28 protein-coding genes and 2 tRNA genes are annotated in these 25,603 nt (G+C 42.0%); 12 read left to right on the forward strand and 18 right to left on the reverse strand.

The genetic code is table 11. The annotated features are described in order from the left end of the window. Positions 1-9: 9 nt before the first annotated feature. The 3 genes from CP947_RS01545 to CP947_RS01555 form a co-directional block, all read right to left on the reverse strand. On the reverse strand, positions 10-438 hold the full coding sequence (locus CP947_RS01545; RefSeq protein WP_096711496.1) for a Zn-ribbon domain-containing protein: 429 nt from the start codon (positions 436-438) through the stop codon (positions 10-12). 61 nt (positions 439-499) lie between these two features. Next, complete coding sequence (gene mtnP, locus CP947_RS01550; RefSeq protein ID WP_096711497.1) at positions 500-1,360, reverse strand: S-methyl-5'-thioadenosine phosphorylase; 861 nt, start codon at positions 1,358-1,360, stop codon at positions 500-502. Between the two features lie 15 nt (positions 1,361-1,375). Continuing rightward, positions 1,376-2,074 (reverse strand): phosphoribosyltransferase, encoded by a 699-nt coding sequence (locus tag CP947_RS01555; RefSeq protein WP_096711622.1) that lies wholly within the window; start codon positions 2,072-2,074, stop codon positions 1,376-1,378. 131 nt (positions 2,075-2,205) lie between these two features. On the opposite strand from CP947_RS01555, the gene CP947_RS01560 reads away from it, so the two are divergent. From CP947_RS01560 to CP947_RS01575, 4 genes are all read left to right on the forward strand, one after another. Further along, positions 2,206-2,280 (forward strand) — tRNA-Met (locus CP947_RS01560). A 62-nt stretch (positions 2,281-2,342) separates the two neighbouring features. Further along, a tRNA-Met gene (locus CP947_RS01565) sits at positions 2,343-2,417 on the forward strand. Positions 2,418-2,521: 104 nt separating this feature from the next. Beyond that, entirely contained in the window at positions 2,522-3,373 is an 852-nt protein-coding gene (locus CP947_RS01570; protein WP_096711498.1) for a DMT family transporter, read from the forward strand. 86 nt (positions 3,374-3,459) lie between these two features. Then, positions 3,460-4,779 carry a signal recognition particle protein Srp54 gene (locus CP947_RS01575; protein ID WP_096711499.1) on the forward strand — a complete coding sequence of 440 codons (1,320 nt, stop codon included), beginning with the start codon at positions 3,460-3,462 and terminating at the stop codon, positions 4,777-4,779. Here CP947_RS01575 and rpiA read toward each other — a convergent pair whose 3' ends face one another. Next, positions 4,780-5,472 carry a ribose 5-phosphate isomerase A gene (rpiA, locus tag CP947_RS01580; RefSeq protein WP_096711500.1) on the reverse strand — a complete coding sequence of 231 codons (693 nt, stop codon included), beginning with the start codon at positions 5,470-5,472 and terminating at the stop codon, positions 4,780-4,782. A 12-nt stretch (positions 5,473-5,484) separates the two neighbouring features. Then, complete coding sequence (aspS, locus tag CP947_RS01585) at positions 5,485-6,816, reverse strand: aspartate--tRNA(Asn) ligase (RefSeq protein ID WP_096711501.1); 1,332 nt, start codon at positions 6,814-6,816, stop codon at positions 5,485-5,487. Positions 6,817-7,070: 254 nt separating this feature from the next. Here aspS and gyrB point away from each other — a divergent pair, with 254 nt between their 5' ends. Together gyrB and gyrA are read left to right on the forward strand one after the other, a co-directional pair. Beyond that, entirely contained in the window at positions 7,071-8,975 is a 1,905-nt protein-coding gene (gene gyrB / locus CP947_RS01590) for a DNA topoisomerase (ATP-hydrolyzing) subunit B (protein WP_096711502.1), read from the forward strand. Between the two features lie 11 nt (positions 8,976-8,986). After that, a complete protein-coding gene (gene gyrA / locus CP947_RS01595; RefSeq protein WP_096711503.1) occupies positions 8,987-11,461 on the forward strand; it encodes a DNA gyrase subunit A in 2,475 nt (824 codons plus the stop codon). A 206-nt stretch (positions 11,462-11,667) separates the two neighbouring features. Here gyrA and tnpA read toward each other — a convergent pair whose 3' ends face one another. Continuing rightward, complete coding sequence (gene tnpA / locus CP947_RS01600; RefSeq protein ID WP_096711504.1) at positions 11,668-12,084, reverse strand: IS200/IS605 family transposase; 417 nt, start codon at positions 12,082-12,084, stop codon at positions 11,668-11,670. A gap of 53 nt (positions 12,085-12,137) precedes the next feature. Between tnpA and CP947_RS10680 the strand changes: the two genes are divergently transcribed. From CP947_RS10680 to CP947_RS01620, 5 genes are all read left to right on the forward strand, one after another. Further along, positions 12,138-12,275 carry a helix-turn-helix domain-containing protein gene (locus CP947_RS10680; RefSeq protein WP_241645742.1) on the forward strand — a complete coding sequence of 46 codons (138 nt, stop codon included), beginning with the start codon at positions 12,138-12,140 and terminating at the stop codon, positions 12,273-12,275. Between the two features lie 12 nt (positions 12,276-12,287). Next, the gene (locus CP947_RS01605) at positions 12,288-13,220 is read left to right on the forward strand and encodes an RNA-guided endonuclease InsQ/TnpB family protein (protein ID WP_241645739.1); all 933 of its coding nucleotides are present in this window, start codon (positions 12,288-12,290) and stop codon (positions 13,218-13,220) included. Positions 13,221-13,437: 217 nt separating this feature from the next. Continuing rightward, positions 13,438-14,334, forward strand: coding sequence for a pyridoxal 5'-phosphate synthase lyase subunit PdxS (gene pdxS / locus CP947_RS01610; protein ID WP_096711505.1), 897 nt, complete (start codon positions 13,438-13,440; stop codon positions 14,332-14,334). 19 nt (positions 14,335-14,353) lie between these two features. After that, positions 14,354-14,953, forward strand: coding sequence for a pyridoxal 5'-phosphate synthase glutaminase subunit PdxT (gene pdxT / locus CP947_RS01615; RefSeq protein WP_096711506.1), 600 nt, complete (start codon positions 14,354-14,356; stop codon positions 14,951-14,953). Between the two features lie 76 nt (positions 14,954-15,029). Then, the gene (locus CP947_RS01620; RefSeq protein WP_096711507.1) at positions 15,030-15,437 is read left to right on the forward strand and encodes a pyridoxamine 5'-phosphate oxidase family protein; all 408 of its coding nucleotides are present in this window, start codon (positions 15,030-15,032) and stop codon (positions 15,435-15,437) included. A 7-nt stretch (positions 15,438-15,444) separates the two neighbouring features. Here CP947_RS01620 and CP947_RS01625 read toward each other — a convergent pair whose 3' ends face one another. From CP947_RS01625 to CP947_RS01680, 12 genes are all read right to left on the reverse strand, one after another. Next, the gene (locus CP947_RS01625; protein WP_096711508.1) at positions 15,445-15,756 is read right to left on the reverse strand and encodes a transcriptional regulator FilR1 domain-containing protein; all 312 of its coding nucleotides are present in this window, start codon (positions 15,754-15,756) and stop codon (positions 15,445-15,447) included. 18 nt (positions 15,757-15,774) lie between these two features. Further along, positions 15,775-16,167, reverse strand: coding sequence for a helix-turn-helix transcriptional regulator (locus CP947_RS01630; RefSeq protein WP_164908986.1), 393 nt, complete (start codon positions 16,165-16,167; stop codon positions 15,775-15,777). A 181-nt stretch (positions 16,168-16,348) separates the two neighbouring features. Beyond that, positions 16,349-16,693: a DUF4389 domain-containing protein gene (locus CP947_RS01635; RefSeq protein ID WP_207891984.1), complete on the reverse strand. Its 345-nt coding sequence runs from the start codon at positions 16,691-16,693 to the stop codon at positions 16,349-16,351. A 151-nt stretch (positions 16,694-16,844) separates the two neighbouring features. Further along, positions 16,845-17,249: a 30S ribosomal protein S6e gene (locus tag CP947_RS01640; protein WP_096711510.1), complete on the reverse strand. Its 405-nt coding sequence runs from the start codon at positions 17,247-17,249 to the stop codon at positions 16,845-16,847. A gap of 28 nt (positions 17,250-17,277) precedes the next feature. Beyond that, complete coding sequence (infB, locus tag CP947_RS01645) at positions 17,278-19,053, reverse strand: translation initiation factor IF-2 (RefSeq protein WP_096711623.1); 1,776 nt, start codon at positions 19,051-19,053, stop codon at positions 17,278-17,280. 44 nt (positions 19,054-19,097) lie between these two features. Beyond that, the gene (gene ndk / locus CP947_RS01650; protein WP_096711511.1) at positions 19,098-19,547 is read right to left on the reverse strand and encodes a nucleoside-diphosphate kinase; all 450 of its coding nucleotides are present in this window, start codon (positions 19,545-19,547) and stop codon (positions 19,098-19,100) included. Between the two features lie 14 nt (positions 19,548-19,561). Further along, positions 19,562-19,750 (reverse strand): 50S ribosomal protein L24e, encoded by a 189-nt coding sequence (locus CP947_RS01655; RefSeq protein WP_072357968.1) that lies wholly within the window; start codon positions 19,748-19,750, stop codon positions 19,562-19,564. Positions 19,751-19,756: 6 nt separating this feature from the next. After that, positions 19,757-19,972 (reverse strand): 30S ribosomal protein S28e, encoded by a 216-nt coding sequence (locus tag CP947_RS01660; protein WP_013037328.1) that lies wholly within the window; start codon positions 19,970-19,972, stop codon positions 19,757-19,759. 29 nt (positions 19,973-20,001) lie between these two features. Next, on the reverse strand, positions 20,002-20,364 hold the full coding sequence (gene rpl7ae, locus CP947_RS01665; protein WP_096711624.1) for a 50S ribosomal protein L7Ae: 363 nt from the start codon (positions 20,362-20,364) through the stop codon (positions 20,002-20,004). A gap of 214 nt (positions 20,365-20,578) precedes the next feature. Continuing rightward, a complete protein-coding gene (locus CP947_RS01670; RefSeq protein ID WP_096711512.1) occupies positions 20,579-21,454 on the reverse strand; it encodes a hypothetical protein in 876 nt (291 codons plus the stop codon). A 72-nt stretch (positions 21,455-21,526) separates the two neighbouring features. Next, complete coding sequence (locus CP947_RS01675; RefSeq protein ID WP_096711513.1) at positions 21,527-24,049, reverse strand: PAS domain-containing protein; 2,523 nt, start codon at positions 24,047-24,049, stop codon at positions 21,527-21,529. A 142-nt stretch (positions 24,050-24,191) separates the two neighbouring features. Beyond that, complete coding sequence (locus CP947_RS01680) at positions 24,192-24,671, reverse strand: DNA-deoxyinosine glycosylase (RefSeq protein ID WP_096711514.1); 480 nt, start codon at positions 24,669-24,671, stop codon at positions 24,192-24,194. A 65-nt stretch (positions 24,672-24,736) separates the two neighbouring features. On the opposite strand from CP947_RS01680, the gene CP947_RS01685 reads away from it, so the two are divergent. Beyond that, positions 24,737-25,603: a tetratricopeptide repeat protein gene (locus tag CP947_RS01685; protein WP_165868954.1), complete on the forward strand. Its 867-nt coding sequence runs from the start codon at positions 24,737-24,739 to the stop codon at positions 25,601-25,603.

The raw sequence follows: 25,603 nt of genomic DNA on the forward strand, positions 1-25,603 counted from the left end.
GGAATAATATCATTTTTTCTTGCGCTTGCCGTGGAATGTGGAGGCCAGATCTACTGCATAGGTCCCGTTTTCCTTGATTGCCATGATGATCTCATCGCGTTCAAGCAGGGAATCAAGGTTCAACTCATAGGACCCGGGCCCAATAATACGTACAGATTCAACTTTCTCCCCATCGTCTTCGATAATGGTGCTTTCTTTATGCTCAATTCCTATAAATTCATCAACTTCATGAATGAATTCTTCGCAAGGAATTGTCTTTTCTTTTTCCTCAGTAACTTCTTTTGTGGTTTCACTACCCTTCTCAACTTCATCAGTTTCCTTTTCGGACTCATTGCTTACGTAGAGAAATTTGTTCCATCCACAGTTAGGGCAGCCATTGAGGATAACTTCGGCTCCGTCTTCAAATACAGTCTCACATTTAGTACATTTGTGAGGCATTAGTTCACCGGTTTACTATTTGGCTATCTGTCTTTTAACCCTTACGAGTAAATGGCTTATTTTAGTCAATATATTTGCCAATAAGAGTTTTTAATCTGTACTGTGTTTCGTAAGGTATCATCCCAGAATCAGTCATTATTGCTCCATCAAGAGCATGTCTGCATTCACAATCCTGCTCAATATCAAGGGATTCAAGTGCCTGACGAATAATAGTTCTAACTGCTTTTTCGTTTTTTATTACATTTTCAATGATTGTTTCCGTAGTCACATCTTCTTCATGCCATACATCATAATCAGTCACAGTTGCAATGGTGCTATAGCAGATTTCGGCTTCCCGTGCAAGTTTTGCCTCAGGTGTGGCAGTCATTCCGATTATATCAAAACCCAGTGACCTATAAACATTTGATTCAGCTCTGGTTGAAAACTGGGGGCCTTCGATACATACATAGGTTCCTTCGGGATGACTGTTGTAGCCGTTTTCAATTGCAATTTTATGGAGCAAATCTGACATCCCGGAACAAAAAGGATCAGCAAAACCAGTGTGAACAACTATATCTTGATCAAAGAAAGTTGAAGGACGAAGTTTTGTCCTGTCATATATCTGGTCAGGAATTACAATGTCCAGAGGCTTTATGTTTTCTTTCAGGCTTCCAACAGCTGAGGCGGCTATTATCTGTTTGACACCAAGTTTTTTCAGGGCAAAGATGTTGGCTCTGGCATTCAGGTTTGTTGGAGATACTCTGTGTCCTTTTCCATGTCGTGGTAGGAAACAGACCTTCTTTTCTCCAAAATCTCCCACTGTAATCGAATCAGACGGTTTGCCAAAAGGGGTATCCACCTCTATCTGGTGTATGTTGTCCAACATATTTGCGTCATATACGCCGCTTCCGCCGATAATTGCAATGTCTGCATGTCCTTTCAATATATCACCTTTTTTTCAAACTTTTTTCCAGAATGTCTTGCCCCTTATGGTTTCGGAAGTTATAATTCCTCTTCTTTCCATCTCCCTGAGTACTTCAACAAGACGGCCGGGCTGGGCTATTTCAAAAGATATGGATTCCACTGAATGGTGTTTATAAAGAATATGTTTCAGAGCGGGAATGTCCCAGTATTCGGCTTCTTCACGCTCCATGGTGCCATTAATGATGTCGGTCATATCCTCGATGAAATTCCAGGGATAGACTATCCATGCCCATTCCTCCAATCTTTCACCACAATAATCAGGATCAATAGCAGAGTTATAGAGGTACTGGAGAGTAGCGGTCCTGATCTCTTTTGGTTCCTGCTTCTGAATATAATCCTTTGCATGAAGCATACTCTGGCCACTGTCTGTTATATCGTCCACAATCAGTACCTTCTTGCCGGTAGCGGCATTTTCTGCCAATGGGTAGCGTATCAGAGGTTCGTCCCCTGCAACGGCAGTTCCTGTATAGTGTTCGATCTTAAGGCTTGTAAGATCATCCAGTCCCAGGAAGTCACACATCACGCGACCGGCAAACCATCCGCCCCTGGCCAGTGCAATAATAATATCAGGTTCATAACCAGAATGTTTAACGTCTTCAGAAACGTCCCTGCAAAGATCATAGATGTAATCCCAGTTTGTAATAACACATTTGAATTTATCAGGTAATGCCATTAAATTTCCTCCTGCAATGGGCTGGTTTAACCGTGCTGTATTATATCTTTTTTCATGTAGTTTTTCCATGCACAACCTTTATGTACCATAATACCGTTATCAGGTTCCTCGACGCAATATAAGCCACCCGTAGCGGGGTGGGGTAGCCAGGAGATCCCGACGGGCTCATAACCCGTAGACCGATGGTTCGAATCCATCCCCCGCTATACCTCTTTTAATTGAAGACGGCTGATTTTTGCTGTATTGTGTTGTTGAAGTATCCACCCGTAGCGGGGTGGGGTAGCCAGGAGATCCCGACGGGCTCATAACCCGTAGACCGATGGTTCGAATCCATCCCCCGCTATACACTCTTCTTTTGATCATATCACCTTTCATTTCAACTTTAAAGAGCATTGCCAGTTTGTTTAATATCGTCAAATTTAAGGGTCCAGACTCATTCTAGGGAATATGTTTCCATTTCCTGCTGAATTGCTAGTCGTAGTTTTTGGTCTTGCAGCTGCTATGTCCTGGGGTACGGGAGACTTCAGTGGCGGTATTGCAACCAGAAAGACCAGTGTTTACATAGTTGTTATGATAACCCAGTTCATAGGTTTCTTCTTACTTGTTACTACAGGCCATATAACCTCGGAACCCTTTCCTCTAGAAATTGATTATTTATGGGCCCTTCTGGCAGGGATATTTGGGAATGTAGGAATCCTTTCCCTCTACAAAGGCCTTTCATCGGGGAAAATGGGACTTGTAGCACCTGTTTCAGCGGTTGTTGCCGTTCTTGTTCCTGTTATTTATAGCCTTTTTACAGAAGGGTTACCTGCATTCCATAAAATTTTGGGATTTAGTATTGCTCTTGTGGGTGTGTGGTTGGTCTCAAGCAGCAGCAGTCTGGCTAAAATCAATACAGATGCTCTCAAACTCCCTTTTCTTGCAGGACTGGGATTTGGATTGGCTTATATCTCGATAAGCAATTTCAGTGGAGTCTCAATCTTCTGGACACTGGCAGTCGCTAAAATTGAAGGTGCAACAATATTACTATTGTTTCTACTCTCAAAAGGCCATCTATGCATACCGGCTAGAAAAGCGGCTCTGCCTATTCTTATCGCAGGTATTGGTGACACTGCAGGCAGTATCTTTTTCACAGCAGCAAGTCAGGTAGGAAGGCTGGATATTGCCACGATCACATCTGCTCTTTACCCGGCAGGCACAGTCCTGCTTTCCTGGATAGTGCTTGGTGAATATCTATCGTCCAGACAATGGATGGGCGTATTGATGGCTTTGTTTTCAGTTATTTTGCTATCTGTTTGATAGGGTACTGACCATTTGTCACAAAATAATTATATAAAACAATCGAGTATTATTGAAGCAGAAATTAAAAAAGGACGATCCCTATTATGGTAATGGACAAACTCAGTAATTCCCTGCAGGATGCCCTTAAAAAACTCGTGGGTGCCGGACGCATTGATGAGCGGACGGTAAACGATGTTGTAAAGGATATCCAGAGGGCACTTCTTCAATCCGATGTTAATGTCAAGATGGTGATGCAGCTTTCCAAGAGCATAAAGGAGCGAGCTCTTGATGAGGATGTTCCCCAGGGTATGAATCCCCGGGAACATGTGATACGCATCGTTTATGAGGAACTAATGAAAATTGTGGGTGAAGGTACCGATATCCCGCTAAAACCCCAAAAAATAATGATGATTGGATTGCAGGGTAGTGGTAAGACTACAACCACATCCAAACTTGCCCGCTATTTCCAGCGTAAAGGGCTCAAACCTGCTGTGGTCTGTGCTGATACTTTCAGGCCCGGGGCTTACCAGCAGCTTAAAACCCTTTGTGAATCCCTGAATGTGCCGTTCTATGGTGAAGAAGGCAATCCTGATGCTGTGGGTATAGTTGAACGGGGCCTTGCTGAAATAGACAAGTATGATGTGAAGATCATTGATACGGCAGGTCGCCACTCTCTTGAAAACGATCTTATAGATGAGATGGAGAGAATCCACGCAATTTCCAATCCTGATTACAAATTGCTTGTACTTGATGCCGGTATCGGCCAACAGGCAAGCGAACAGGCAAAAGCATTCAACGACTCAGTTGGGATTTCCGGTGTTGTGATATCAAAACTTGATGGTACCGCCAAAGGTGGCGGTGCTATGTCTGCTGTTGCCGCAACCGATTCCTCGATAGCCTTCATTGGTGTTGGTGAAACACCAGCAGACCTGGAAAGATTCGAGGCGGACAGGTTCATTTCCCGCCTGCTCGGGATGGGAGACCTCAGGTCCCTGATGGAAAAGGCCGAAGAAACCCTCTCAGAAGATGAACTCGATGTTGAATCCATGATGAAGGGAAAATTTACCCTCAAGGACATGTACAAACAGCTTGAAGCCATGAACAAGATGGGCCCCATGAAGCAGATCATGCAAATGTTGCCACTGGGCGGCATGGGGATGAAAGTTTCCGATGATGCTTATGAAGTTACAGGGCAGAAAATGGCACAATACAAAACCCTCATGGATTCAATGACAGAAGAAGAAATGACAAATCCACGTATAATAGGAAGTTCCCGCATTAAAAGGATATCCATAGGTGCTGGTTCCACTCCGGAAACCGTTCGTGAGCTGCTGAAATATCATAAACAGATGCAAAACGCCATGAAAGGTATGCGTGGAGGCAAATTTAATATGAAGAAAATGATGAAAAAAATGGGAATGTAATCATTCCCTCAGTTCTATTTTTCCGTCTTTGTAACCAATATACACCCTATCGGTATTGGTAAATATTCCGTGTTCTACGATTCCGACAACATTTGTCAGTTTATCTGCAAATTCCTGTGGATTTGGGATCTCTCCGAAAGCAGCATCCATAATGAAATTACCATTATCAGATATAACAGGCCCATCCTTTCTGGATGCAGGACGTATACTGGCTTCTCCGCCCATTTGAGCAACCTGTTGCTGTACAAGTTCACGGGCACAAGGCAGGACTTCCAGTGGAATAGCCATTGATATTGTTTCACTTATCTTTGAGTCGTCCACAACTACAATGAATTTGTTGGCAGAAAGGGATACTACTTTTTCCCGAAAGTGAGCACCTCCGCCTCCCTTTACCACATTGAGATCTGAATCGACTTCATCGGCACCGTCAATTGCAATATCAAGGACCGGATTTTCAGCCAGGCTTGTCAGGGGTATGCCTGCCTGTATCGCCAGCATTTCCGACTGGTAGGATGTGACAACTGCCCTTATATCCAGTCCCTTTTTGACCTTTTCTCCGAGAGCTTTTATTGCATAGGCAGTTGTGGAGCCGGTACCTAGCCCCACAATATTTCCGTCCTTCACAAGTTCTGCTGCGGCCCTGCCGGCGGCCTCCTTGCCCGGATGATGACTTTTTGTGTTTCTATCTGTCATTATCCTGCCTTCTTATGGGGAAAGACGCCTGCGGTCTCTGGGAAACAGTACGACATCGCGGATGTTCTCCACGCCAAGCATAGTCATCACAAATCTTTCACAACCCAAACCCCAGCCGGAGTGGGGAGGCATTCCGTAACTGAAAGCACGGAGATAGAAATCAAAGCCTTCTGGATCAAGTCCCTGATCTGCTATCCTGTTTTTGAGCATTTCCGGAAAGTGTATGCGCTGTGCACCGGAGGAGAGTTCCATGGTCCTGTGCATCATGTCAAAGGACTTGGAGAATTCAGGTTTTTCCTCGTAGGGCATGGCATAGAATGGTTTTATTTCGGTAGGCCAGTCTATGATGAAATAGTGTTCTTCCCCGGTTTCCTGAAATACATGTTCTCCGATGGTATGTTCGGAAAGGGTGGACAGGTCGTCTCCCCATTTCAATTCCTCTTCACCATGGGAATTGACAATCTCTATCGCTTCCTGATATGTCAGTTTGAGGAATGGGGTTTTCGGGACTTTGAGTTCAATTCCCAGTACTTCAAGAGCATCGGGTACGTTCTCTATTACCCGGGTGTAAACATATTCCACCATGTTTTCGAGGATTTCCATTACATCGAAGTGGTCGACAAAACTCGCTTCTATATCAATAGATGTAGCTTCGTTCAGGTGGCGACGGGTGTCGTGTTCCTCTGCACGGAAGATCGGTCCGATCTCAAATACCCTGTCCATTCCACCGGACATCAGGATCTGCTTGAAAAGCTGGGGGCTCTGGTTGAGGAAAGCCTCCCTGTCGAAATAAGTAATCGGGAAAAGGGCAGTACCTCCTTCGGTTGCTGTGGCCACTACCTTGGGACTTGATGTTTCCAGAAATCCTTCCTTTGCAAGATAATTCCTGACAGCATGCAGAACCTCATGTCTTATCCTGAATATGGCATTTGTTCTGCTTCTTCTCAGGTCTATGAAACGTGAATCCAGTCTTGTGTCGAGTTCAGCATCCACTTTTCCTGTGGTGTCCAGAGGCAGGGGAGATTCTGCTTCATTGAGCAGTTCAATCTCATCAGGTATCAATTCATAACCATTAGGAGCTTTTTCTTCGGGCTTAATAATGCCCCTGACAGAGATAACTGATTCCCGGATAAGTTTTCTGGCGAAATTAAACAGTTCCCTGTCAATTTTCTTCTTTACAAGAGTAACCTGGGCTCTTCCCTGTCTGTCCCTTAATACAACAAAACAGATTCCTCCAAGATCACGTACCTCATGTACCCAACCTGCAAGAGCAACCTTATCGTCTCCGATTTTACCGGGATCGATTTGTGTCGTATAATGCGTCCTTAAATTTGCCAATGACATTTGTTCACCTTGATTTTATTGATATTGTGAATATGATTTCTGGTCATTATCGGTTTTCCTCTTAAAAAACATTCCTGTAAATATATCTAACCATTAGTTAAAGGGTCCCGTAACAGATTATACTTAACTATTTAATAAATGAACACATAGGAGGAGCAAAACTCAATAGGAGACGCTAGCTACAGTTTTTGTGTTCTCTTTTTGTTTATTTTTTTGCATTTATTATTTAAATGGATTCATGGAGACAGAACGCAATGAGTGACAGAGATGTCTATGATGCGACCCATATTCAGGTGTTGGAAGGACTGGAAGCCGTACGCAAGCGACCGAGCATGTATATCGGAAGCATTGATGGGCGGGGTTTACACCATCTTGTTTATGAAGTAGTGGATAACAGTATAGATGAGGCCCTTGCAGGCTATTGTACCTCAATTGACGTTTCTATAAACAGGGATGGCTCGGTTACGGTCAGGGATGACGGCAGGGGAATTCCCACGGATATACATTCCCAATACAAAAAATCGGCACTTGAAGTTGTAATGACCATTCTGCATGCAGGGGGTAAATTCGATAAGAGTTCCTACAAGGTATCAGGTGGTCTTCATGGAGTAGGTGTCTCTGTTGTAAACGCTCTTTCTGAATGGAACGATGTTGAAGTTCACAGGAATGGCAAAATTTTCTATCAGCGTTACGTAAGAGGAAAACCTCTTGATGATGTTATCGAGAAAGGGGATACTGAAAGTACCGGTACATCGATAACTTTCAAACCGGATACCGACATTTTTGAAACAGTAGATTTCAATTTTGAAACCCTGGCCACAAGGTTAAGAGAACTTGCATTCTTAAATCGTGGAATTAAAATTGTAATAACCGATAAAAGATCAGATGAACCCCTGCAGGAAGTTTTTGAGTATGATGGCGGTATCGTCTCTTTTGTTGAATATTTGAACAAGAGCCGCAATGTACTGCATGAACAACCTATATATTTTGAGAGGGAAAAGGAAGATACCCGGGTTGAAATCGCCATGCAGTATACAGACAGTTATGGTGAATATGTCTATTCCTTTGCAAATAATATCAATACCCACGAGGGGGGTACTCATCTGGCAGGTTTCAAGTCAGCCCTGACCAGGGTTGCCAATGATTATGCCAAACGCAACAACATTGCCAAAGGAGACATCAAACTCAGCGGTGATGATATCCGGGAAGGTCTGGCAGGAATCATCAGTGTTAAATTGATGGACCCTCAATTTGAGGGGCAGACAAAGACAAAACTTGGAAACAGTGAACTTAAGGGTATTGTGGAATCCATGGTTTCTGAGGGTCTCTCGGAATTCATGGAAGAAAACCCCAAGATTGCTTCTGCTATCCTGCAAAAAGCAATGGATGCACGCAGAGCTAGGGAAGCGGCCAAAAAGGCAAGGGAATTAACGCGGCGTAAAAGTGCCCTGGAAGTCAGCACTCTTCCCGGCAAACTTGCGGACTGTTCTGAAAAAGATCCGTCTGTATCTGAAATTTACCTTGTGGAAGGTGATTCTGCGGGTGGTTCGGCAAAGATGGGACGTGACAGGCGTTTTCAGGCCATCCTGCCTTTCAGGGGTAAAATACTGAACGTGGAAAAATCCCGTTTGTCCCGGATACTGAAAAACAATGAGATCCTTTCCCTGATTACTGCAATGGGAACCGGGATAGGGGATGAGTATGATCTTTCAAAGGCCCGCTATCACAAAGTGGTCATAATGACTGATGCTGATGTGGATGGAGCACATATCCGTACCCTGATGCTCACTTTCTTTTTCCGCTACATGACTCCACTGATAGATGCAGGTTATGTATACATTGCCCAGCCTCCTCTTTACAGTATAAAGAAAGGTAAGAACCAGCGGTTTGCCTATACGGAAAGAGAAAAGGACAAAATAATCGAAGAGATTGGCGAAAAGGGTGTAAGTATACAGCGCTACAAGGGTCTTGGTGAAATGAATCCCGATCAACTGTGGGAGACAACCATGAATCCTCAGACACGCACTATTTTGCAGGTAACAATGGAGGATGCGGTCGCAGCTGATGGGATGTTTTCCATTCTGATGGGAGATGAAGTTGCTCCCAGACGTAAATTCATACAGGAGCATGCAAAGGATGTTATCAACCTGGATATATGAGGTGGTAGAAAATGGCAGACGATAATGATATAAATCCTCTCGATAAAAGTATCGAACAGCATGACGGGGAAGGTGGACGTGTAGTTCCGGTGCTTATCCAGGATGAAATGAAGCGTTCTTATATTGATTACTCGATGAGTGTTATTGTGGGAAGGGCCCTGCCTGACGCCCGTGATGGTTTGAAGCCGGTTCATCGTCGTATTCTTCATTCGATGAATGAAGCCGGGATAACCCATGATAAGGCATACAAGAAATCTGCCCGTGTAGTGGGTGATGTATTGGGTAAGTTCCATCCGCACGGCGATACTGCTGTGTATGACAGTCTGGTGCGTATGGTCCAGGACTTTTCCCTGCGTTATCCGTTAATAGACGGCCAGGGTAACTTTGGGTCTGTTGATGGTGATTCTGCTGCAGCAATGCGTTACACAGAAGTCCGCATGGATAAGATAACAACTGAAATGCTTGAGGATATCAAGAAGGGAACTGTTGATTTCAAGCCTAACTATGATGGTTCCCTGGAGGAACCTGAAGTCCTGCCTTCAAAGTTGCCCAACCTGCTTTTGAACGGCTCCACCGGTATTGCTGTGGGGATGGCTACCAACATGGCCCCCCATAATCTCCGGGAAGTAGTGGATGCTACTGTCAAATTGATTGATGACCCTGACACTGAACTTTCAGAACTTCTAAAGATCGTGAAAGGACCGGATTTCCCTACTGGTGGTATCATAATGGGTACCAGTGGGATCAAGAGTGCCTATGAGACAGGACGCTCCCCTATCCATCTGCGTGCTGTGACCGAGATAGAGGAGATGAAGAATGATAAATACCGCATTGTGGTATACGAACTTCCTTATCAGGTAAACAAGGCACGTCTTGTGGAATCCATCGCCAATCTTGTAAGGGATAAAAAAATTGAGGGTATTTCGGATTTGAGAGATGAATCCGGCAGGGAAGGTCTGCGGGTGGTTATTGAACTTAAGAAAGGAGCCAATCCCAAAGTCCTGCTCAACCAGCTCTACAAACAGACCCAGCTTGAAACCACATTTGGTATCATAAACCTGGCTCTGGTTGACGGGGTGCCCCGCGTTCTTAATCTCAGGGAACTGATCCAGATATATCTCAAACATCGTATAGATGTTATCACTCGACGTACAGCTTTTGATCTAAGAAAAGCCGAGGAAAGAGCACATATTCTCCAGGGGCTTAAAATAGCCCTGGATAACATTGATGAAGTTATCAAATTGATAAGAGGCTCAGCCACCACAGAGGAGGCAAGAGAAGGGCTTATAAGTAATTTTAATCTGGATGAAACCCAGGCTAAAGCCATTCTGGATATGAGGCTGCAGCGGCTGACTGGATTGGAGAGGGAAAAGATCGATGAAGAGTATAATGGTCTAATCGATATGATTGCCGATCTTAAGGACATCCTTGCAAATGATGAGCGTAAATATGCGATTATTAAGGATGAAGTTCTGGAGTTGAAAGATAAATATGGTGATGAGCGCAGAACCCTTATTCAGGGTAGCCGTGAAGAACTTGCGGATGAAGACCTGATACCCGAGGAAGAAGTGGTTGTAACCTCTACCCAGAGTGGTTATATCAAGAATATTCCTCTCCAGACATATAATATGCAGCATCGGGGCGGTCGTGGTGTGAGAGGTATGGAAACAAAGGAAGATGACACTGTGGGAAGCATCTTTGTGGCTTCTACCCATGATTACATCCTCTTTTTCACAAATCACGGTAAGGTTTACTGGCAAAAAGTCTATGATATTCCCAGGGGAAGTCGCCAGTCCAGAGGGAAGGCTATTGTTAACCTACTTGAACTTGCTGAAGGTGAATCAGTAAATGCCATGATCCCGGTACATGATTTTGAAAAGGATCGCTACCTTTTCATGGGTACACGTGATGGGACCGTAAAACGTTGCAGTCTTTCGGATTTCAGTAATCCACGCCGTGCCGGTATTATTGCGATTTCCCTGAAAGAGGGGGATGAACTTGTAAATGTTCTCCAGACCGACGGAAATCAGGATATAATGCTGGCTTCAAGGCATGGTAAAGCCCTCCGTATCTCTGAAGAAGATGTGCGTGTGATGGGCAGGACGGCACGTGGTGTGAGGGGTATGAAACTGACAGGTGCGGATGTTATTGTAAGCCTGGATGTTGTAGATTCTGATGCTACCCTGCTGACTGTTACAGAGAATGGTTTTGGCAAACGCACGCCATTTGATGAGTACCGCACCCTTCGTCGTGGAGGGCAGGGAGTGATAACCATTTTCACTGATATGCGCAATGGTCCCGTGGTCACTGTAAAAACAGTGGAAGATGATGATGAGATCATCCTTACAAGCTCTGCCGGCATTGTGATACGTATCCCTGTGACAGATATTAGGGTGCAGGGACGTAATACAAAGGGTGTAAAAATTATGAATATCAGGGAGAAGGATAAATTGGTTAGTTTGGCCAGAATTAAAAAAGAGGAGTAAGTGTAGCCTTTAAGGTTACACTTATTTCCCGTAGCATTTTTTCAGATGTTGTGTAGATGTGGGGTTTTGTCATATAACTTACTGCAAGGGGTTGCAACGAAAATCGGGTCCACAACTGTCCAGGTGCCTGTCAGGAGAGTATCCGTTGCGAATATGAATTTCGCTTGTTCCTCTTTTATCATGATAGAGTAAGAATACCACCGTTTTCAAACGGTGGATAAATTACACCCTCTATTGTTGTTACCATCTATGTATTTCTGAATCGTTTCAGCAGATACTTGACCGTGTGTTCCTATGTAGTAACTTGGAGACCACAAATGCTTTCCCAAAAATTCTTTTTTTCGCAGTTCAGGGAATTTTTGAAATATTCTTTTTGTAGTAACGCCTTTCATAATTTTGACAATATCTGTAGGTGCTATGAATGGAGGTGCAGTTATGAAAAGATGGATATATTCAGGCATAACTTCCAGTTCAAGTATTTCCCATTCTTTAGATTCAGCAATTGTTCTTATCTGGTCATCAAGAAATTGCTTTAATTCATCATTCATAACCTGTTTTCGATATTTCGTACACCATACAATATGATAATTAATTTCATATACAGCAGAACTTGAATAAGGCATATTTACCTATAGGTTCGAAAAGTATTTAATCATTCCTTACCTATAGGTATTTAATGCAAAAATCATATAAGTTTAGGTTATATCCTACAAAACAACAAGAAATCAAATTGAATAAAACTCTTGATGTTTGTAGATGTATCTATAATGAATTTCTTGCAGACCGTAGAAATGCATACGAAAGATGTAATTAGGGAATATCTACAATGGAACAATTGTATCAGGTTCAATACCTTAAATTTGATACAGAAGTACATTCACAAGTCAAGCAGGATGTAATCAGGAGATTAGGAAAATCCTTTGATAGTTTCTTTAGACGATGTAAGAAAGGAGAGACAAAAGTAGGCTATCCACGTTTCAAAGGTAAAAATAGATATAACAGTTTTACTTATCCTCAATCTGGTTTTAGTATTTCTGGAAAGAAATTGAAATTATCGAAAATTGGAGAAATTAGGATAGTTCAACATCGGGAAATTGAAGGTAAAATTAAAACTTGTACCATTCGTAGAGATGGAAAACAATGGTATGCAACATTTTCTGTTGTAATTAAAAACAATGTAAAACCTGTAGAACCTATTGCCTTCATTGGAATTGATGTGGGACTTAATTCCATTGTAACGTTAAGTGACGGTGCACAAGTTAATTCTCCAAAATATTATTGCAATACAGAAATAAAATTAAAAAAGCAACAACATGAACTTAGTAGAAAAAAGAAGTTTTCTAATAACTGGAAAAAGCAATGCGATAAAGTAAACAAATTGCATCGAAAAATACGTAACCAAAGAAATGATTTTAACCATAAGTTAAGTAGAGAATTGATTAATGTTTACGATTGTATAGTTTTTGAAGATTTGAATATAAAGGATATGGTAAAAAATTCAAGACTTTCAAAATCTATACATGATGCATCATGGAGTAATCTAATTCAGTTTACAAAATACAAAGCGGAAGAAGCTGGTAAGTTTGTAAAATTAGTTAACCCATGTAATACATCTCAAATCTGCAGCAATTGTGGTCAAAACGTTAAAAAATCATTAGCAACGAGGACACATAATTGCCCCCATTGTGGATTAATTATTGACCGCGACCATAATGCTGCAATTAATATTCTGAATCGTGCTGTAGGAACTACAGTTTAAGCCTGTGGAATTGAACTAATAGGTTCAATAATGAAGCAGGAAGCCACCCTATTCATAGGGCGGTAGTTCACGCAAGCTATTGAATTACCCAAAAAGAATATAGGGCACGTGAGACATTTCAATATAATTTTGCAGAAGGATGCTGCGACCAAATCTTTTTATGTAAATATACTTACTATTGACCCTATATCCGATTAAAAAAAAGAAGGCTTATGAGATGGAACTTGAAAACTTAAGGCACGGTACTGAACTCATTAAAAGAGGTTTTGCCAGAATGCAGAAAGGCGGGGTTATTATGGATGTAACCAACCCCGAGCAGGCGAGAATCGCCGAAGAAGCAGGGGCTGTGGCTGTAATGGCCCTGCAGGCAGTTCCGGCTGATATCCGTAAGGCCGGTGGAGTGGCCAGGATGGCAGATCCGGAAATCGTTGCGCAGATTATTGATACTGTAACAATTCCTGTAATGGCAAAGGCCAGGATCGGTCATTTTGTGGAAGCTGAAATCCTTGAATCCCTGGGAGCTGATATGGTCGATGAGTCTGAAGTCCTGACTCCTGCAGACGAAATGTACCATATTGATAAAACCGGTTTTACTGTTCCTTTTGTATGTGGTGCAAGAAACCTTGGGGAAGCCCTGAGACGTATCAATGAAGGTGCGGCAATGATACGTACCAAAGGTGAAGCAGGTACCGGGGATGTCCGTGAGGCTGTGCGCCACATGAAAAAGATCATGGGGGAAGTACGTGAACTTGCCGGCAAGGACAAAGAAGAACTCATCAAGGTTGCCCGTGACATCGAAGCACCCATAGAACTTGTTCTTGAGTCTGCAGACTTACAGCGTTTGCCTGTGGTAAACTTTGCAGCAGGGGGTGTTGCCACTCCAGCAGATGCTGCCCTAATGATGAGACTGGGTGCAGATGGTGTATTCGTAGGCTCTGGAATTTTCAAAGCTGAAAATCCTGAAATGATGGCTAAAGCAGTTGTTGAAGCAGTTAATAATTATGATAACCCCAAAAAACTGGCAGAAATTTCCAGGGGAATCGGTTCAGGAATGAAGGGCATGAGTGCTGACACTATACTCCCTGAAGAAACTTTGCAGACACGTGGCTGGTAAATTATCAACGGTGAAATTGATGCGTATCGGTATAATCGCCATACAAGGTGATGTTTCCGAACATATTGATGCCGTAGAACGTGCCCTTTGTGAGAGGGACATTGGAGGTGAAGTGCTGGAAATCCGTCATGAAGGCATTGTGCCCCGATGTGATGCGGTCATATTACCCGGAGGGGAAAGTACAACATTGGGCCGTCTGATTGAAAGAGAAGGAATTGCAGGTGAAATTCAGAATGCTGCAAAGAACGGCATTCCTGTACTTGGCACCTGCGCCGGCTTGATCCTTGTTGCAACCCGCGGGGACGAACAGGTGCATAAGACCCATCAGCATCTTCTCGGTCTGATGGATGTAAAAGTGAATCGAAATGCTTTCGGAAGGCAGCGGGAGTCCTTTGAAATTAATTTAGATCTTGCATTCCTGGATTCTCCCTATACAGCAATTTTTATCCGGGCCCCTGCAATCATGGATGCGGGCCCGGAGGTTGATGTATTGTCAACAATTAATGGGAGAATTGTAGCAGCAAGACAAAACAATGTACTTGCTCTGGCTTTCCACCCGGAACTGACGCCTGATCTACGGTTGCATCATTATTTCCTGGATATGATTTCGGTTACCTGAAGTCAGAAATTAAAGAATCATAAATGTAATATACCTCTACCTTACTATTTTTGTTATCTAACAAGGAGATCTAAACATGGTAAAACTCACAGAAGACATGAAAGAATCAATTGCCAATGTCAGCAGGCCACTTCCCTTTGCCACCGCCTCAAAAGACGGTATACCAAATGTAATTCCAATTGGTATGTGCAAACTTGTGGATGATGCAACTATCTGGATTGTGGACAATTATTTTTTGAAAACCCGCAATAACCTTGAAGAAAATCCTAAAGCATCACTTTATGTATGGGGTGAAGGCTCAAAAGGCTGTTTCCAGATAAAAGGCGATGTGGAAATTAAGACTGAAGGTGATGATTACGACGCTGCATATGCCATGGCAAAGGAAAAAGGAGAGAAATATCCTGCCAAAGCCCTGATTGTCATGAAAATTACCGATGTCTTTGAGTGTAAAAGTGGCCCTGAAGCTGGAAAGAAGTTGCTCTGAAATGATGTTAGTCCTTTTTTGGGACTAACTCTGAATTTTTTTCATACCATTCATAGAGCTTGGTTGCCCATTCGATGGCTTCTTTTTCTGTACCCATAAGGTAACTGTTGTCATAACGACAGTTATTCAACATAAGGGATAAAAGGAAATATTGGTCAGAAGCAATAATTAAGGAGGGCTTAACTTCTCCTTTGTAGATCAATATCCGGGAATTGTCTGAATTTTTGAGTATCCGGGTTGCTTCAGGATAATCATTTTTCATTTTTTCAAATATCGGTTCTGTCATTATCAACGATAAGTTTGCTCCTTTTGAGGCCATTTCAGAGGCACACGGAGGCTATGCCGGATGATAGACTGCAATAAAAGCTTTAATCCAGATAGACGCTTTTGTAAGTGGTTTTATTTTTGCGAAAGGATCGAATGCATCAGTAAGTGAAGGTACGATATATTCACTATTATTTAATTCTCCGATACGGTGCAATAATTCTTTTGGAATAGGAGTTAAATCATGTTCATTTAAATAATCGAAATGATGTTCAAGTACATCAAATGTTTTAAAGACCTCCTGGAGCATGTGCACCAGCAATATGCCAATTCTGGTTAATGAATACGTACTATTTTCCTGAACTATGAGGCCATTTTCTTTCAATATTTTTATTTGGGGAAGAATTGAAGGCGAAGTTTCATCAAGAATCTCTTTTATTTCATCAATATCCTTCTTGCCTTCCATAAGCAGGAGAAGAAGGCGCTTACGTTTTTCGGAAAAACATGTAATGTCAATAAGTGAGCGCCTCATATCTATTCTTCCTGCTTTGCTTTTAATTGGTACAAAATCTGTCTACACATCGACTTCTTTTATATATTTTATATATGTCAATTAGATTATATCTATTTATACTTTTGAGTAAGCATCATTTTAGTATCTCTACTGTATCCCTGTCATAGTACAGCTTCTTTTCAAATATTGTTATTGAAGGCGGTTTTATGGAAGGCCTGACATCAGTTGTGAGAAAAAGATATCCTATGACATGAGTGTAGTACTCAAGCCCTTTATGATACCGGTTTAGTCTCTCGATTTTCCTTCCTGCATAAGGATTACAAACCATTGAAAGACAAGACAGATTCCTGTAAATATCCCGTATATAGAGTACAATTCTTATAAGAATGGAATAAATGACCCTGTAAAATAATTCAAGTATGCTGGCTTTCTTCTCATAAGAGAAAAGTTGTTTCACATTTGGATTTCGGATGTCCATGTCACATCTATCCTCAATTCTCTATATATACAATATAATTAATTTTTATAAATAACTATTGTATTAAATGCAATTGAAGATATAATAATGTGTAGCCAACAAGGAATATTCAGGGGTGAAATATCAATTGAAATAAAAAAGGGCGGGAGATTTACTCATCGGAAGTCTCTCCCTCTTCACCGCCACCGAGAATTTCTTCGATGGTTTTGTCTCCGTATCCAACAATTTTTGTGTTGATCTGGACAATATCCGGAGCTATTTCTCTTCCTCTGAGGAATTTACGGCGACGCATTCCCTTGTCTTTTGGCTTATATCCGACACCCTCGGCTACGAGTAACCTCTGCCTTTTGGGACCGGGTACGTTCTTGCGCATGACAAAACCACTTCTGTCACTTCCGCCAGTAATCTGGATGGTGTAACCGGGAAGACCGACTACTGTTCCTTCTACAGTTTCGCCTATTGCTTTTCCTATGAACTTATTTGCCTCGGCACCACTCACATCGAACTGGTATGCTTTGGCTTTTGGATCTGATACGACAATTTTGAAATCTACCATTATTTACCTCCAACATCAATTAATATTATTACTTGGCCCAGAACGGATTATCCCTGCGTTTGATTTCAAGGAAAGCATCGAGGGTTTCCATCTCATCTGCCGAAAGTGAGTCAAGTATCTCCGTTTCAAGCACCTTTGCATGCTTTTCGGGAATATTTGAATAAAGTACATCACCTTCTTTGATCTGGCGACCTATTGTTGGTCCATCAATCGCCATTGCAACTTCCATCCCTGCACTGGCTTCCTTGATGTTTTCTCCTTCTAATTGGAGTCCTTTGATTGTGCCTACAACTCTGCCACTGTTATCTGTAACACCGATGTTAGTTTTGACCTTTCCGCCTGTGATTCTGACACCAACAACAGCAGGTTTGCTTTGTCTGAACGTGCAGTCTGGAAGAAGCAGGAATCTTGCAGGTTTTACTATGAGCTGGGATATTGTTTGTTCGGATTTCTCCTTCTTTTCTTTGACCCAGTCTTTGTAATCATCAATAAGCCTGTAAATAACATCATTCTGGAATATTTTAAGATCGCCACCCTTTGCTTTTTCTTTTGCATCAGGTAACATCTTTACATTAAAGCCAATAAGAACCGCATTAAAAGGATCTTCGATAGCCGAAACCTCGATAATATCCCTCTGGGATATGTCTCCTACTTCGGCTTTTCTGATGGGTATATCCTCCTTCTGGAGTTCATTAACAAGCGCTTCCAGTGATCCGATTGTATCTGCTTTAAGAGTCACACCTGTGGTGCCCGTACTAATCTGTACCTCGTCAAGTTCCTCTTGAACCTCTTTGACAATCGTATCAAGGTTTTCCGGGTTGGCCGCTCTTACAGTGGCTCCTGACAGGGCACCATCAAGATTTGGCGCAGATATCTTTACACCAATAGCAGCCGTAACTGATTCCACATTCTGGAACTTTTCCTCGGCGGATATTTCTCCCATTGGATTGGGTTTTAGCAAAGCCCTCACTTTGGTCTGAATAGGCTCCCCAAGACTTCCGACTACAATAGTATCCCCTTTTTTGAGGGTTCCATCATAGAGAATAATATCGATGGTAGTTCCCAATCCCTTTTCTTCCTTTACTTCAAGTATTGTTCCTTCACCAGGTCCACTTGCGTTATAATGAAGATTAGATTCGAGGAATTTTTGGGCCAGCCCCAGTAATACCATAAGCAGGTCAGGTATACCTTCGCCGGTAACCGCGCTTATAGGTATTATTCCTATATTTCTCTGGAAATCAGATACACGGTCATAGCGTTCGGAATTAAAACCACTGTTATATAGTTCCCCGACAATTTCATAGAACTTGTTATCAAGATCGGCTCTTACACGTTCACTTTGTTTGTTGTAAGTTTCCAGAAAACTCGCGCTTTCATGTGGTTGCCAACCATGTATCCTGTCGATCTTATTTGCAACAACCACAAAGGGAGTTTTGAACCGCTTGAGTATTTGCAGACTTTCTTTTGTCTGGGGCATGAAGCCCTCATTAATGTCTACAATTACCACTGCCAGATCTGCAAGTGCTCCTCCTCTGCTACGCAGGGATGTGAATGCATGGTGTCCCGGTGTATCTATGAATAAAAGACCGGGTACTATGAAATTGTTCTTCATCCCGGAAGCACCACTATGTTCTATTATGGAATCGATCGTCACTTCCGTTGCACCGATATGCTGGGTGATCGCACCGGCTTCTCCTGCAGCCACAGAACTACCGCGTATCCTGTCTAACAGTGTGGTCTTACCGTGATCCACATGTCCCATAACGCATACAATGGGTGTCCTGAGATTTTCGTTATCGGTAATATGCATCCCTTCCTTAAGAAACAGGGGAGTGAGCAAAAGGGTACTCACTCATAGAGCCATTCTTCGTCTATACGACAATATTCGTTTGTCTCATCATCCTTGAAATGGATGCTGATTTCTCTTTCAGCTGATTCTACTGAATCGGATGCATGTACCACATTTCTACCGGTTTCAAGAGCAAAATCGCCCCTGATTGTACCGGGCATTGCTTCGGATGGATTGGTGGCGCCATTTATTGTCCTCATGGATTTTATTGCATCCTTACCTTCAACAATCATTGAAACTGAAGGAGCGGAAGTCACATAGGATATAAGTGAACCGAAAAATGGCTTTTCACAGTGTTCGCTGTAATGTTCCTTTGCATCATTCTCATCGATAACATTCATGCGCATTGCACTTATCTTGAGACCTCTCCTTTCGATTCTTCCTATGATCTCTCCAATAAGTCCTCTCTGGACACCATCTGGTTTGATCATAACATATGTGCGTTCCATTGATTAATTCCTCATCAGGCTTTTTTCATGTAGGTTCTGCCCGTTTCGGTCCAGATAGTACGCCTTGGAAGTCTACCCATCTTGTAATTGTTCCTGCATTTAGAGGAGCAGAAATTGTAGGTAGAACCGTCCTTCTTTGCAAAAAGGATACCAGTTCCAGGTTCCAGTTTAGTTCCGCAGAAAGAGCATTTCTTGGTTTCCATTGCGCATCACCTTGTTGTAAGTTTCTTTGCCTCTCTGGAAGTCTCCATCAGCATCAGCACATCGCCGATACGAACAGGGCCCATACAGTTACGGGTGATGATCCTGCCCTTGTCCCGGCCATCCAGTACCCTGCACTGGATCTGGCTTGCTTCGCCATGCATGCCGGTATTGCCGATGACATCTATGACCTCCGCGGCATATCCTAAGTTTTCATCTGCCATGGAGAATTACTCCTTTTTTATGGGTAAGTTTATTTGAGGGCACTGACTTTTTCGGCCAGGTCCTCGATGGTCTCTGCGCCCTTACCTGCATCTGTAATTACTACTGCAGCACAGCCAACGCCTATTCCGCAGGCAGCTCCAAGTTCTTTCTGCTGTTTCACGTAGATGTAAGGTGCATTCTTTTCTTCACAAAGGGGGCCAATGTGAGCTACTACTTCTGCAGGTTCAACATCGTCTGCAATGACTGCCAGTTTTGCAATACCTCTTTCTACAGCCTTTGTAGCTTCGTTAGCTCCTTTTTTTACCTTGCCAGTATCTCTGGCAACTTCTACTGCTTCAAGAGCTTTATCTATTAGTTCATCTGGAACATCAAATTTTGCCATAATTTCTATCTCCTTCGAAATCACGGTTTACACCGCGGTTTGTCATTATTCATTGTATAGATGCAAACAATGGTCAATTCTACCATACTGTTTACATTCGTTGGAGTATTTGGTATGAATCGCCACTGGTACATATATAACTTGCGACAACTCGATTGCACTTCTTGAAGATGCCTATCGATTATAAAACTTCTGGTATCGATTTAAAAAAGTAAAAGGAAAATTACTGGATGGGTTCCATAGCCAGTGCATAGAAATTAGATGCATTGGCAGTGATGTCCACCTTGGTAATATTTCCGTAATCTGTAATGTTGTAATTTAGGCCTCTCTGGCTTGTGTTGGATGCCCTTATTGTCAGGTTGGTCATTGTGTTTTCAGTGGGATCGGCATACAGGGCAGTTCTTCTGAAACTGCTGCCATCTTCAATAGCCCATTCAACATAATACTGGTCTGCGAATTCATTTTCCAGATCGACAACTTGCTGTATAGGGGCATCTGTACTTGCGAATTGGAATATTTCATTGAATTTATGGGCGGATTTTGCATCTCCTTCAATTACATCTATTGTGTCTTCAACACTTTGTTGTTCTCCCAATAGCATGGGAGTTCCTATGACGTTGTAGATACCCTGTCCTCTGGAAAGGGGCTGGTATCCCTTATATGTTTCAGGAGCAGTATAGTACTGGAATGCCACAACCTTTGGGTCGATCTCATGCATTTCTATCCATGAAGAATTATCATATCCTGCTGAATACAGTTTGGTTACATTTGACCCGTAGAAATTATTGTAAACGGATGTATTACCTATAAGATATTGCAGTGGCGTACCGTTCAGGTAGGCGATGTTCATGTATCTGGCTGTAGTAACATTATCTGGAGTTACCTGCAGACCATCCTGAATGGAGTTTAATTTTATCCCTATATGTTCACCCGGCACACTCTCAAAACCAGATACCTGAACATTTTCAGATTGTTCATTGTTGTTGTTGGTTGACCCGCCGCTGAAAAAGAACATGCCGATTGACCCGACCATTATTACTGCAAGGAATATACCTACATATTTTGTATATTTTTTTTCATCTTTTTTTCTAGGACTCATGAATTCACTCCGCAGTCATCCCTGTTGAATTTAACTACGATAGTCCTTCTAATATATAAATATCTTCGGACTTTATGTATCATGAATGGAGGTTGCTGATGTATTGATATGTTCGTAGATTCCAAGTATGCAATCCTTTTCGTTCCATTTTATATTCTTAAAAGTTACTCTGCAGGGAATTTCTCTTCCTGTGCTGGAATATAACCTGATATCTTCACTATAAGGCCTGTTTTGGTTTATTGGCTTGTTTACGGAATCCAGGACATGCCTGTATCTCAGCGGATATATATCTGTAATGTCCATCTTTTTAAGCTCATCTGCAGAGTATCGTATCCACTTCTCAAGTATCTTATTTGTATAAAGCAATGCTCCCTTTTTATCGGTTACAGTGATACCTTCTTTTACATTGTCAATCAATATCTGCAAATCACTGATCTCCTTTTGTGCGGATGCTTCTTTGTGCATATTTGATAGGACTTTCCCGATTTGTTTTGCTATCGTTTCGAGATCATGTCTGGATTTATCGGGGATTTCATATTCAGAATGTGAGGACAGATAGAGAGCAGCTATTATCTCGTTGTGGTATCGAATCGGAATTATTGCAGTTCCATGCAAGCCTTCATACCGGAGGTTCTTGCCTGTGGTGATTGCGCTGAGTTCGGAATGATGTTTATACACCGCCTGTCCGCTCATAACAAGGCGTGTATGTACTGAATTCCTTTCATAGTGGGAGGTACTATTCACAAACTGCTCAGACAGCCCGTGATGAGCTACCAGGTTCAGGTCTCCTGTTTTATCGTCAACAAGGTACAGGGCTCCTGAATCAAGGGGTGTGATTTTCAGTGCAAGATCCAGTAGCCTGTTGAAGATCTCGCCATTTGATGTGGCAGAGCTGAGAACACTGTCAAGATCATACTGCAGGTGCATGAAATCATCGGAATGCTTTCTTTCTGTGATGTCTACAATGATACCTTGCAGATACGTTACTGTTCCATTTTCATCATATTTGATAAAAGTCCTTTCATCTATCCACCTGACATCTCCAAATTTCGTCATTATCCTGTATTCCTGATTGAAATCAGTCTGTCCCGCATCGATTCTTTTTGCGAGTTCGTTCTGGACCCTTTTCAGGTCATAAGGGTGTACTATGTCAGCGTAGACCAGTTTACCCGAAAGGAAATCATCCACAGTGTAACCGAACTGTGTTACATTCTCGGAGACGAATTCAACAGGCCAGTCTTCTTCGGCCCACCATATAAATACGACTGCAGGGCTGTTCTTAATGACATCAGAAAGGACTGATTTTATTTCACTTGATTTTTTCAAATCTTCCATATACTGGTATAATTCCTCATCAGCCAGTTTTTGCTGGATTATATTCCACATTCCCTGCATGAGTAATTTTAACTGCCTCACATCTGTAGATGTATAATCCTGTCCCTTATTGGCAACACCCACAATACCTGCAATTCTACCGCCTTCAAAAATGGGGACGCTCAGATTTCTCTGGATTAATTTAGGATCAGTATCTTTCTCAGTTAAATATTCATTGTTCATTATGGGAGTGCGATGGTAAAGTGCTTCATCCCATATACTGTAGCTCTCTGCCGGAGCCTTATCGGAACTCTGTTTGCCGTTTGACCAGGAAATAACCGCATAGTTTGTTTCCGTTTCATCCAGGAATGCCAGAAAGCCAATCTTGCTTTCAGTTAGTGAGACTGCCTGTTCACGCGCATAATCCATTATTTCCTGAATTGAAGAATCAGACATGGCATATAGTTTTAAAAGAGCTTCATGACGTTTTTCTTCAAGATAGAGAGCATTTTCCACATTCTTTCTATCTGTTATATCAACAATTATACCCTGCAGATATGTCACATCACCTGTATCATTTTGCTGGATTTTTGTGCGTTCATCCACCCAGCGTACATTTCCATCTTTTGTCAGGATACGATATTCTTTGGTGAACTCTCTGTTACCCTCTGCGACACATCGGGCCATCCCCTGGCGCACTTTCTCTATATCATCAGAGTGAACGATATCACCGTACACCAGTTTGTCTGATGTGAATTCTTCAACTTCATATCCGAATTGTGTAATGTTTTCCGAGACAAATTCCACTGGCCAATCATCTTCTGCTCTCCACAGGAAAACAATTACAGGGCTTGCATTGATTACTGTCTCGAGGGCTTTTTTCATCTCCAGGGCACCATCAATGATCTTTTTTTCTTCCATCTTCCTGGAAGTAATATCCATGATAATTCCTTCATAGTAGGTGTTATCCGGATTATGATGAATCATGGTACGTTCTTCGACCCAGCGTACATCTTTTTTCCCGGTGAGGACACGATAGGTAAGATTAAACTTTTCATCTCCGCTTTCCAGATGTTTTTCCACCTCTTCAGTTACCATTTCAAGGTCGTCCGGATGGATTATGTCACTATACCTTAAGGTGCCCGAAATAAAATCATTGGGAGTATAGCCAAAAAGAGAAATATTTTTCGAGACGAACTCCACAGGCCATCTGTCCTCTTCCTTCCATACAAAAACAATAACAGGGCTTGCATTGACAATATCTTCAAGTACGCTTTTCATGGTTGGTGTGTCAATACCTGCAGAAAAAGAACTGTAATTTTTGGGGGATGGATGATTGGGAGTTGCGATGGTATCACTTCTACTGATTGATCTTACATATTAAAATTGGTATCTGAACACTTATATAATATACTGTACCGAATCAGCATTGCAATTGCTGTTTCCATATTTTTTCTCTTTCAATTCTGTTTTGTCTGTTGGCTCCACTGGATGAAGGCAATACTGCTGTATCGTATCCCTTTTCCTGTAACAAATACTCATATTTCCCGGCTCTTGTTTTTCCATTGAAAAGGATTTTACGTATGTTAGGTGCTATCACTTCAAGCAGGGAAAAATCATTGATAACCTCATACCTGATTTCAGAATCACCACTTCCCTTTCTTTCTGCTTGCCTGAAAACATCCCAGAGGCCTATTTTATGTTCTTTTAGAATTCTTAATTTTTCTGGATATTCCTTATTGTCAAGTTCCTCTCCGATAGCATCACCTGTGAGCTTCCAGAAATCATTTCCTTTATTGGCATAATATTTTTGTTGTCTGAGGGATTCTTCTCCTGGCAGGGATCCCATAATTAAGATTTCGGTGTCCTGATGAATTATCGGCTCAAGTCCTTTTTTTGCCATCTACAAATTTGATGTGCCTTATATTACAAAAGATATATGATACAGAGAAGGCTTATTCTATTGCCATGAGTTTTCTGAAAAAATGGTACGATAAAGTTTCCCGGAAAAAACAATTCACGACTCTCTATAGACGCGGTGAGGAAATCTATGGGAATGGATATGTACTTTTTGAAATGGGCAATTATGAAGAGGCGCTGGAAAAATACAATGAGGCGGCCGCTATATGGGGTGAACTGGAAAATAAATTAAGTGAGCTTGAAGATGATATGGAAGATGACCTGAACACTTTGAGAAAAAAATGCCAGAATGTTCTTTATAGCCGTTGTTTTGTCCTTTACAGGATGGGAAGGCATGAAGAGGCTCTTGAAGTAATTGATAGTTTTCTTGAAGAAGATCCGCAAGATGCCGGTAAATGGTTTGGACATGGATTTGTAATGCAATCGATAGGACAGCATCAAAAAGCGATTGAATCCTTTTCGAAATGTCTGGACCTGGATCCTGCTTTCTCAGACGCCTGGTATTGTAAAGCCACTCTTCTTTATCAGAATGATGAATTTACAGAAGCTCTCAAATGCTATGATAGAGCGGCACAACATTCAAATGTGAAGGATTTTGCATTTCCACAATATTCATTTTTGAACATAAATCCCAAACCCAAACTTAAAAAAGATGCTGCAGGCATTTTATATGGGAAAGGTAATACTTTGTTCAAATTGGAACGATTTGAAGAGGCTATAGAAGCATTTACAGAAGCCATTGATATAGAGCCAGAATCTCCCCAAATATGGCAGGGTCTTGCAAATACTTACCTGAAAATTGGAAACAATGATAGGGCCGACATGGCCTTTGCAAAGTTATTGGAACTTGATCCTGAAAACTCTCAGGCACAAGATCACATAAAACCTGCCAGTCCTGCTGAAGATAAAGAGTAA

Origin of the sequence: Methanohalophilus euhalobius, assembly GCF_900215215.1 — an archaeon.
Lineage (GTDB): Archaea > Halobacteriota > Methanosarcinia > Methanosarcinales > Methanosarcinaceae > Methanohalophilus > Methanohalophilus euhalobius.